The organism is Nostoc sp. FACHB-133, assembly GCF_014698055.1.
Classification (GTDB): domain Bacteria; phylum Cyanobacteriota; class Cyanobacteriia; order Cyanobacteriales; family Nostocaceae; genus Nostoc.
The window spans coordinates 1-9467 of record NZ_JACJSH010000118.1 but is presented as its reverse complement, the minus strand read 5'-3'; the positions used below and the strand labels follow the sequence as shown (position 1 = coordinate 9467).

General features: G+C 47.2%; 11 protein-coding genes and 1 pseudogene. 1 reads left to right on the top strand and 11 read right to left on the bottom strand.

The genetic code is table 11. From position 1 onward, the window contains the following. Positions 1–147 precede the first annotated feature (147 nt). The gene (locus H6G86_RS36820) at positions 148–513 is read right to left on the bottom strand and encodes a hypothetical protein (protein WP_199338570.1); all 366 of its coding nucleotides are present in this window, start codon (positions 511–513) and stop codon (positions 148–150) included. 28 nt (positions 514–541) lie between these two features. Then, positions 542–1189, bottom strand: a complete 648-nt coding sequence (locus H6G86_RS36815; RefSeq protein WP_190938507.1) for a cysteine hydrolase family protein — start codon at positions 1187–1189, stop codon at positions 542–544. A 74-nt stretch (positions 1190–1263) separates the two neighbouring features. On the opposite strand from H6G86_RS36815, the gene H6G86_RS38460 reads away from it, so the two are divergent. Continuing rightward, on the top strand, positions 1264–1425 hold the full coding sequence (locus H6G86_RS38460; protein WP_206758465.1) for a hypothetical protein: 162 nt from the start codon (positions 1264–1266) through the stop codon (positions 1423–1425). Positions 1426–1434: 9 nt separating this feature from the next. Here the strand turns inward: H6G86_RS38460 and H6G86_RS36810 are convergent, their stop codons facing one another. From H6G86_RS36810 to H6G86_RS36770, 9 genes and pseudogenes are all read right to left on the bottom strand, one after another. Beyond that, on the bottom strand, positions 1435–1839 hold the full coding sequence (locus tag H6G86_RS36810) for a DUF302 domain-containing protein (protein WP_190938505.1): 405 nt from the start codon (positions 1837–1839) through the stop codon (positions 1435–1437). 52 nt (positions 1840–1891) lie between these two features. Beyond that, complete coding sequence (locus H6G86_RS36805; protein ID WP_199338569.1) at positions 1892–2473, bottom strand: nuclear transport factor 2 family protein; 582 nt, start codon at positions 2471–2473, stop codon at positions 1892–1894. A gap of 226 nt (positions 2474–2699) precedes the next feature. Next, positions 2700–3254, bottom strand: coding sequence for a DUF6130 family protein (locus H6G86_RS36800; protein WP_199338568.1), 555 nt, complete (start codon positions 3252–3254; stop codon positions 2700–2702). A 228-nt stretch (positions 3255–3482) separates the two neighbouring features. Beyond that, positions 3483–4475 (bottom strand): alpha/beta hydrolase, encoded by a 993-nt coding sequence (locus H6G86_RS36795; protein ID WP_190938503.1) that lies wholly within the window; start codon positions 4473–4475, stop codon positions 3483–3485. Between the two features lie 165 nt (positions 4476–4640). Then, positions 4641–6080, bottom strand: a complete 1440-nt coding sequence (locus tag H6G86_RS36790; RefSeq protein ID WP_190938502.1) for a flavin-containing monooxygenase — start codon at positions 6078–6080, stop codon at positions 4641–4643. A 107-nt stretch (positions 6081–6187) separates the two neighbouring features. Then, entirely contained in the window at positions 6188–7081 is an 894-nt protein-coding gene (locus tag H6G86_RS36785) for an IS982 family transposase (protein ID WP_190938501.1), read from the bottom strand. 182 nt (positions 7082–7263) lie between these two features. Further along, positions 7264–8133, bottom strand: a pseudogene (locus tag H6G86_RS36780) (alpha/beta fold hydrolase). Positions 8134–8366: 233 nt separating this feature from the next. Further along, positions 8367–8765: an MOSC domain-containing protein gene (locus H6G86_RS36775; RefSeq protein WP_242065164.1), complete on the bottom strand. Its 399-nt coding sequence runs from the start codon at positions 8763–8765 to the stop codon at positions 8367–8369. A gap of 19 nt (positions 8766–8784) precedes the next feature. Continuing rightward, positions 8785–9467 (bottom strand): SDR family oxidoreductase (locus H6G86_RS36770; protein ID WP_190938500.1); only part of this gene is annotated, 683 nt, incomplete at its 5' end.

Sequence of the window (9467 nt, the reverse complement as noted above, 5' to 3'; positions counted from 1 at the left end):
GGTGAATACTATTTCTAGAAGGTGTTATGAATTTTAGAAAAACTGGCTAACTAAGAGGGTTTTAGCAATAACGTATTTGGCGAGCGTAACTCAAGATGCTTACCTTAGCTGGGTTTCCAAAAAGTTCATAACACCCGTGCTTAGGATTCAACTTTTTCTACAAGCTTGCTTCATCACAATACGGTTGTTTTTATACACCTCTAAAGTTCCAGCCTGCGGATTATCTAACGTGCCATCCCACACCGAATATTCATAATTTCTATTCCGAAACTTATACACTCGAACACCTTCTGTCGCTTGCCTAGTTCCTTTGCCCAAACTTAAATTACCGTTGGGACTGGTTGCGCGATAGAGTAGTTCACCGGAATTATAATTCTGCCAAATATTGATGTTATACCCACCCCGGCATTTTGTACTCAGGATAATGCCAGCAGTAGAATCAGCAGAAGCTCTTAAGGAAAAATTAGCTAAGATACTGATTGGCAGAGCAAGAAGTAACGCGGATGTTTTCATGAGTTTTGTAAAATTGATGAGTTTGACATTACTGCATTGCTGCTACAACTTCATCTGTAGAAAGGACTGCATTGGCGATATAGCCAAAGTTGATCAGTGCTGCCTTATAGCCGTCACCCAGTTGCGGATGCTGAGGGGCTGCTGTTGCATCTTTGACAACAAGAACCTCAAATCCCTGTTCGAGCAATTCGCGTAGGTGAGCTTCAACACAAAGATTTGCCAACATTCCGAGTAAAATGATTTTGCTGATGTTGCGTTTACGTAGTTGCAAAACGAGGTCGTTAGTTTGCGGCCCATAGACTTTGTGGGGACTGGCCACAATCGTCTTACCATCCTCAATAAAAGGCTTGTAGCGATCGAGCCAGTCAGCACCCGATCCCAGGAATCCATCGAGGCTCAATGCACCACGGCGATCAAACTCCTTAACCTCAAGCATCATTTGCTCTAGGTTTCCGGCAAATTTCCAATTATGGTCGGTGGGGTAGTAATAATGAGGGGAGATAAAAACCTCGAATTCATTCTGCTTCGCGGCTTTGAAGATTCGCTCAATGTTTTCGATGGTCTTGTTATCCTTAACACTCTCACCCACCAAATCCCAGGAAACCCCTTTTTCGCTCAAGACATCGTTTTGCGGATCTATGACAACTACTGCGGTGTCATTCTTGTTGATATTCATGGTTTTTCTCGTTGCTTGTTGATTTTCACCGTTCTCTTTCTTAAAAACCACTCGCGATATGCAGCGTTTTTCCAGTGATTCCAAATCAGAATATCTTGCCAGGGCGATCGCGGTGGGCGAATTATCTGGCAATAGTGACCCCATTTCAGACTTTGACACCACTGGCTAAATGCTGTTTCAAAAACGCCAAGGTGCGATCGCCTTTTGGGCGGGCGCTTTGCGCCATCGCGTGTTAATTCTGCGACTTATTTATGATAAGCGGAACTAAGTGCTTGATAGATTAAAGGTGCAATGATAGCGATATTTTTCACCAACTCATCGGAGAGAGAAAATCGCTGTTTTAAGTAATTAGGATCGTTGTAGCTTACCCACACCTTGCCGTCAGTCGCTTCCCATGCCAGTACTTTCAGGGGTAAATCCAAGGCGATTGTTGGTTCTGCCACCATGAGGGAAGTTCCGGCTTTCGGGTTGCCAAACAGCAACAACTGTGTAGGAGGTAGGCTAAGTCCGACTTTTTCGGCTTCAGCCTGTTGATTGATGCGGGCAAAAACGGTGATGCCTTTTGCTTGAAGGATGGCTGCAAAGCGATCGATAGTTTCGGTCACTGCATACGGGCTGATCTGGCTGATGATGCCGTTGTTTGCATTCATAGCAGTGGACTTTTTGTAGGATAAAAACTGGGTGATATGGTCGTTGGGCTTTTCAAAAATTGAGGTCTGACAATCCGGGGTGATCGTCAGGACGACGACCTAATATCCAGTGGTATTTGCGATCGCTCTTTGAAATTGGCAGGTCGTTGATGCTGGCAATACGCCATCGCATGAATCCATGTTCGTCAAACTCCCAATTCTCATTGCCGTAAGAGCGAAACCAGTTGCCGGAATCATCATGCCATTCGTAAGCAAATCGGACAGCAATGCGGTTGTCTTGAAAAGCCCAAAGCTCTTTGATCAGTCGGTAGTCCAATTCTTTAAGCCACTTACGTGTTAAGAATTGTGCGATCGCCTCACGACCACATAGAAATTCTGAACGGTTACGCCAAACGCTATCCGACGTGTAAGCGAGTGATACTAGTTCCGGGTTACGTGTGTTCCAAGCATCCTCTGCAATTCGGACTTTTTGGATAGCGGATTCATGATCAAAAGGCGGCAGGGGTAGTCGAGAATTTTCAGGGTTGTTCATAGTATGTAAGCGGTAGAATCGCGATTCTCGTTCCGAGAGGCAACTCTTGGAGACGCTCCGCGTAGCTTGCTTCCACGGAGTGGTACGCCAACGTCTCAGCATGGTTAGATTAAATTTACAGCAGATTTCAAGTTGGTGGAGTACACAAACTAAGTCCCAAAGCCAGGTATGAAACCTGTTTTACTTCTGGATTCTGAATTCTGCTGTAAGTGCGTGCCGACCGAATTACCTCAAAAGCAGTTTAATACAGATCAATGACTACCACCCGCGATGTGCAGCGTTTCCGCAGAAGCCCCCGTCACAACTGCGATTTTTCCCTCTAGTTTTTTCATGATGATTTCTTAAAATCGGGCAGCGTGAACTCCACAGTTTCGCTAGTGATTACTTTGTGCGTGGGGTCAGCTAGTTCGATCAGCACCTTGTGTACGCCAGGTTCCAGTCCGACCAGGATGATCGTTTCCCCACTGGCATCGACAAAGTGCCACGGCGCGTCGTCAACGGTGATGTGGATATGACCGATGCGCGGCGATACTTCGAGGGCACCTTTGCCAAACACTGGCAAGATACGCAAATTCTCCGTCCGGTACTGGATGAAAACACGTCCCTGTGCCAGTGGTTCGGGAAGCGGTGGATCGACAATCAGCTTGGGTGGTTCTTCGTTTTCAATCGCAATCAACGGTGATGATCCAATAATGTCCCTAGCGCTCGGTGTGTGGCTGTTCATCAGAAAAATGGGTAGAAACTCCGTCATAAAGGACGGCTTTACATGGAATGTGGTAAATAGGTCGGTGAGGGTGTCAAAGCAGGTAATTACCTGAGAGTAGTTTGTATTACGATCAAATGGCACTAAGATAAGCCGAAAGTCTTGTTTTACCTGGTTCACAGTCTGTAGGCTGGGAATGTATTTCGAGAGGCTCTGCCTCTGATCAACCCTTTGGAGGCGGAGGCTCTCAGAATTAGTTCCCACTCTAGAGGCTAGGAACTAGTAACGGCGAGGGCTGTGTCTTAACTTAGTGCCATTCTGCTTTACCCTTTTCCCCTACGCTAACTCAGTAAGCAGCAAAGCGATGGAGGAGCGTCTTTTCCTTTCCCCAAAAACATCGATCGCATCCTATTGCAGATGTTTCTTCAATTCAGCAGCAGCTTGAACAAACAGAGAGCGGACTTGTGGCAGTTCGGCTAAACCATTGAGCAGTCCAAAGTCATGAATCATGCCGTTGTACTGCACCGTTGTCACCTCTACCCCAGCTTCATCGAGCTTGCGTCCGTAGGCTGTGCCTTCGTCATGCAAAATATCGCTCTCTGCAACCACAATTAATGCTGGAGGCAAGCCTTTGAGTTGTTCAACCGTCGCTTGTAAGGGAGATGCGTAGATGTCTTTGCGCTTTTCTGGGTCAGGGATGTACAGGTCATACATCCACTTCATCGTGGGTACGGTTAGGTACCGTTTGTCGCCGAATTGATGATAAGAATTCGTTTCAAAATCGGCATCGACGATTGGCCACATCATGATATGTAACTTGATGTGTGGCCCTCCGTTTTCTTTCGCCTTCAAAGCCGTGACTGCTGTCATATTTCCGCCGACACTGTTGCCGACCACTGCCAGATTCTTGCCATCCACCCCAATCTCCTCACCATGCTCGGCAACCCATTTGGTTGCAGCATAAATCTCATTGATCGCCTGTGGGTACTGAGCATCTGGCGTGCGCGTGTAGTTGACAAAGACCCCTGCAAACCCTGAAAGCACAACCAGATCGCGAACCATGCGCTTGTGTGTTGGATAATCACCCAGTATCCAACCCCCACCATGAATAAAGATGAAAACAGGCAATGTGCCTTTGACTCCTTCCGGTCGCACGATGTTGAGCGTAATCGAATAACCGTCAGCAGTAATTGTCTTCTCAGACTCTTCAATGCCTGAAAGGTCTACTGGAACGGAAGCCTGTGCATCCACGAGAACTTGACGCGCTTCGAGTGGAGGTAATGTCTCTAGAGGCACACCTCCTGAGTTCAGCACTTTCAAAAATGCCTTCACTCCTTTAGAAAGACGTGGATCGTCTGCAACTTCCAAAATCTTTGCTTGTGAATTTACTTGAGCAACCATGACATTCTCCTTTGATAATTAGTAAACAATCTGTTGAAATGACACTGTTAAGTGAATTGGTTTAACAGTGATGCTCGATCGGCAGCGGTCGTGAAACGGCGATCGCTTTCTACTGGCATCGTTTCCCAGCCGGAATTATTTGTTACTGGTGAAAAGGTTGTCGGCCTAGCGGGTCGCTGCCTCGATCGGTTGTTTCCACACCGCAGCAGCATAGAGCGAGTCCTCAAAATCGGGGGCAATATCACCTGTAATACGTGCCTCATGATGCGCCCAATCCTTAAAGAACAAGTCGTGACTGATGCGCGATACTATTGCAGGTACGTCGCGGCGGATGCTATGGATGTCACCAACCGGCAATCCGAAGCTGACCAAACCAGCAGGATTAAATACGTGAATGTCTTTCAGATAAGGGGCAGTGCCAGGTACTTTTTCTTGGTATTCGTGGGCGCTACCGAGGTAAGGATGTGCCCCCAAACCGTCGTCGTGCAGGTCTTCTGGTGGCTGGTAGCGATCGCGCCAGAGGGCAATATGCTGGGCAAAGTCGGCTAGTTCGGGACGCTTTGTTGGGTCAACGAAGTAACCAGTGCCAGCGATCGCAAAATCAAACTCGAAAATATCATCGTTCACCTCGATGGCAATGCGATCACCCAGTTTCCGTGCCGATTTCCAAGGTGCAGATAGATGGATGTGAAAGTTCGGGAAAGCGATCGCTCGCTTAATCGAGTTCGGGGGTGGCGCGGTGCCTGCTTGACGAAAGTGCCAAGCCTGGAACCAGCGGGCTGCATCGGGTAGTTGGGGATAGTTGTCGTAAGCACCAGGGTAATCCCGTACCCGAAGGACTGACAGAGATGCGATCGCCGATCGCCGTACAAATAGATGTACTGCCTTAGCTCCCGATTCCAGCGCCACTGCTGCTGCATCAAAAGCTGAAGCCGCCGCACCCAGCACCGCCACAGTCTTACCGCGCAGTGCTTCAAAATCGATGGCATCGGCGGTATGTGCGTACAACGTGCGGGGTAAGTCAGCCAGTATTGGAGGTATGTACGGACCACCCGTGCCAGCCACGCCATTGGCGAAGATAATTTTGCGCGTAGTCTCTATCTGCGGGACACCGTTTACCTCAAGGTGTAGGCGGAAGAAACCTGCGACTGGTTCAATCCGCACCAACTTCGTCTGGTAACGAACCTGGATACCCAGGAAATGCCGATACCAACTGAGGTACTCAGCCCAAGCTACTCGCTCAATGCGATCGATCTTTGCGTAGGCTGCCGCACCGTGCCGCGCTTCGTACCAGGCTTGAAAGGACAATTCTGGGATGCCTAGTTCTGGCCCAGGCAGATGTTTCGGTGTGCGGAGCGTTCTCATCCGCGCTCGCGTCAACCACACGCCTGCATGAGCCTCGTCATCGGCTGCATCGATCTCCGTTACGCGACCGATCCCAGCACGTCGTAGCGCAAATACAAAGGTGCTACCGCTACCGCTGCCACCTATTATAGTGACATTGTGATCGATGCCAGGGCGATCGGGTACCCAGTTTTCAGGATCGGGACCGAGCAGGCGTAGTGCCTCGCGGGCAGCAAAATCGGAATTGCTCGTTGTTGTCATGTCGATCTCCTCAGATATCGTTACGATGGATGAAAAAATCGGAATAGTAGACCAATTCTCCTTAATTTTTCAATAAAAGCCCTTACAAAAGTAACGCGATGTGCGACTTAATATTGCGTAACAAGTTCATCGAATTGAAGAGGATCACAGTTATGGCGATTAAGCCAAAAGCAAAGGGTATGAGCTAAAATTTTGCGGTTGATTCTACTGGTTAAGTGCCACATATCTCTTGCGCGAATTTTTTCGATGTTGAATCGTTCAACAAGTTGTCCAATAACAGTTTCAATTAGCCGACGAAAACGTTGCTGTAGGTGAATGCAAGCTTGGTTGCTAGATTGGGACATATTGGAACGAAGTGGAGTGCGTAAAATAATACCCACTTGTGCAAGTTCTTCAGCGAGAAACTGGCTCAAATAGCCCTTGTCGCCAATCAATTCACCACGAATCCGACTAACCAAATCCCACAGTGCCTCTCGTTCGCTACCATTTGCTCGAGTCAGAGTAAAGCCACTGATGACACCTGTAACGCTGACAATTAAGTGTCCGTGAAACCCATAGTAGGTTTGTTTTTTGGCGGCACAAAAACCGTAATCCGCTTCGGCTCTAAAACTACGACATCTTGGCGCACGATTGAAGGAACACAAAGGCATTGGTAGTCCATCAATCAAATGAATCTCACACTCGAATGCACCCAATTTTGCTGCTAACTTTTGTTGTACTAATTGCTTGTATTGCCAGAAATTAGCCGCTTGGCGAATGAAAGCACTACGACTTTTGAGCGCAGGAAACCACCCTAACCAATGGCGATGAAAGTACTTCCAGATGTCTTTTTCTGCATCAATACCCAAATACTCTGCCACAATTTCCATTGTCATGACTTCACTGGCACTCAAACTAGGTGCAAAGCCTCGTCGAATCACTGGGTAAACTTCTGTAATCTCCACTAGTAAATCGTCCACACAACAGAACACGGCAATGATAAACTCTTCGATAGAAAACATGATTCCCACTCTCTGTCAACTGGAACAAATTTTCCTGTTAATTAGCAGTCTGTGGGATTTTTCTTTTCAATCGTTTACATCCCTGCCCATTTGTAACAAAACCATAAGTCGCACATCGCGTAAAGTAGGTATTTTTTATTTGGTCATTTTTTGACGATTCCAGCTAATCTTTACTACATAGATTAGGCGAGAACGGATTGCAGCCGTGATGTGAGAAATTGATCGATATAGTTTGCGATCGCATCCCCATCCTCTTCCAGGGCAAAATGTCCGGTATCGAGTAGATGGAACTCAACGTCTTTCAAATCACGCTGGTAGGGATAAGCACCGTCAGCAGGAAAGATGTGGTCGTTTTTGCCCCAAACAATCAGGGTAGGGGGTTGATACTGGCGGAAATACTCTTGCCATTGGGGATAGAGGGGTGGATTGGTACCATAGCTATACAGCAGTGCCAGTTGAATCTCACCGTTGCCAGGTCGATCGAGGAAATGTTGATCGATAGTCCAGGTATCGGGGCTGATTTCTTCTAGATTGCGAACACCGTTGGTATATTGCCACTTCGTCGCTTCCAGAGTGACAAGATATTTGAGCTTTTCAGCATTCTCAGGCGATCGCTCTTGCCAGTATGCTTTAATTGGCTCCCAGAATTCGCGTAGACCTTCCTCGTAAGCATTACCATTTTGAACAATCAGAGATTGCACACGCTCTGAATATTTAGCGGCAATCCGATAGCCAATGGGTGCGCCATAATCCATCACATAGAGGCTGTACTTTTTGAGAGCGATCGCAGAAATGAATTTTTCCACAATCTCAGCCAAGCGATCAAACGTGTAATCAAACTCATTTATAGTTGGCATCGAACTGTTGCCTTAGCCAGGATAATCAGGTGCAACGAGATGGAATTTATCAGTCAGGGCAGGTATGAGATTACGGAACATGTGAGATGACGTTGGGAAGCCGTGCAATAGCAAAATCGTTGGATTATCACGGGAACCAGCTTCACGGTAGAAGATATCTAAACCATCGATGGAAACTGTGCGATATGTCGTCATAGGATTACTCCTTGTAAGTGATAAAAGTGACATGATGGCGTTTTACGACAGGTCGATCTATCTCACATCCTGACGACCGAAGAGGGGGAAAGGGCAAGGGGGAAAGGGCGCAAGCCCCTGTTTTTAAACATGGAGAAGGAAAAAAGATGTATTTCCAGATACGTAGTACGAGAAATACAGCGTCCTCGTATCAAGCCCCTAACTTTAGTTATGGGGTTCCCTTTCCCCAGTCCTCACTTAGCATTTTTGGGTTGGCAGACTACTAGTTTGTAGCAGGGTAAGCGCGGTTGAGTCACCATTAGTTCCACACTGCCGATTTTAAAGCGATCCCCAATGTTTAATTCTTCTTCTCTCAATCCTGTAACTGTGAAATTTTCACCAAAGATTCCTGGCGTTAACTCTGTGTCAGGCAATTCATCTCGCCAGTAGTCGTAATGCTCAAAGGGATAGACATAAACTGCTTTGTCAACTCCGCCATGAACGGTGAGATCCGCTTGGCGATCGCCATCTAAATTGAGTTCACGCACCATCACTCTCGAATTAACTGGCTCTTTGAAAATTCCAGTGCGGATGGGTTTTCCTTTCCAGGTCACTTCACGCGGCAGGCCAACATTAACAGAGATAAGCTTCATCTTTAACTCCTTTTGGATTTCAAATCTGTGCCATACCGCCATCAATAAACAACTCAATTCCGTTTACAAAGCTGCTGTCATCTGAAGCCAGAAAAACAACCGCTTTGGCAATCTCATCGGGTGTGCCGACTCGCCCTAATGGAATAGTGACAGCTTGGCTGTCCACGAATTCTTGCAACTGCTGGTCATTCAGTCCCAAATGATCGTAACCAGGAGTCGGAACCACACCAGGGCTAATGGCATTCACCCGAATCTTGCGTTCTCTGAGGTCGAGTATCCAATTCCGAGCAAATGATCTCACTGCGGCTTTGGTGGCGCTGTAAACACTGAATGCTGGCGTACCTTTTATAGAAGTAATCGAAGCATTCAGGATAATAGAAGCGCCCTCTGGCAACAGTGGCAGTGCCTTTTGTACAGTGAACAGCAAACCTTTGACATTTATGTTGAATGTTTTGTCAAAGTGTTCCTCAGTGATTGCTCCAAGTGGAGCAATTTGTCCAACGCCAGCATTAGCGAAAATGATATCGAGGTGTCCTTGCTCAAGCTTAATGGTGGCAAACAGACGATCTAGGTCTGCCAGATTAGAAACATCGCTCTGCACAGCCGTAACATTTTTACCAATGGCTTCCACAGCAGCATCCAGTTCGACTTGGCGACGACCTGTGATGTAGACATAGGCACCTTCAGCAACAAACTGTTTGG

What these genes read in the sequence shown, in the direction of transcription:
- H6G86_RS36820 (WP_199338570.1), bottom strand. Translation starts at nt 513, where the DNA reads ATGAAAACATCCGCGTTACTTCTTGCTCTGCCAATCAGTATCTTAGCT.
- H6G86_RS36815 (WP_190938507.1), bottom strand. Translation starts at nt 1,189, where the DNA reads ATGAATATCAACAAGAATGACACCGCAGTAGTTGTCATAGATCCGCAA.
- H6G86_RS36810 (WP_190938505.1), bottom strand. Translation starts at nt 1,839, where the DNA reads ATGAATGCAAACAACGGCATCATCAGCCAGATCAGCCCGTATGCAGTG.
- H6G86_RS36805 (WP_199338569.1), bottom strand. Translation starts at nt 2,473, where the DNA reads ATGCTGAGACGTTGGCGTACCACTCCGTGGAAGCAAGCTACGCGGAGC.
- H6G86_RS36795 (WP_190938503.1), bottom strand. Translation starts at nt 4,475, where the DNA reads ATGGTTGCTCAAGTAAATTCACAAGCAAAGATTTTGGAAGTTGCAGAC.
- H6G86_RS36790 (WP_190938502.1), bottom strand. Translation starts at nt 6,080, where the DNA reads ATGACAACAACGAGCAATTCCGATTTTGCTGCCCGCGAGGCACTACGC.
- H6G86_RS36785 (WP_190938501.1), bottom strand. Translation starts at nt 7,081, where the DNA reads ATGTTTTCTATCGAAGAGTTTATCATTGCCGTGTTCTGTTGTGTGGAC.
- H6G86_RS36775 (WP_242065164.1), bottom strand. Translation starts at nt 8,765, where the DNA reads ATGAAGCTTATCTCTGTTAATGTTGGCCTGCCGCGTGAAGTGACCTGG.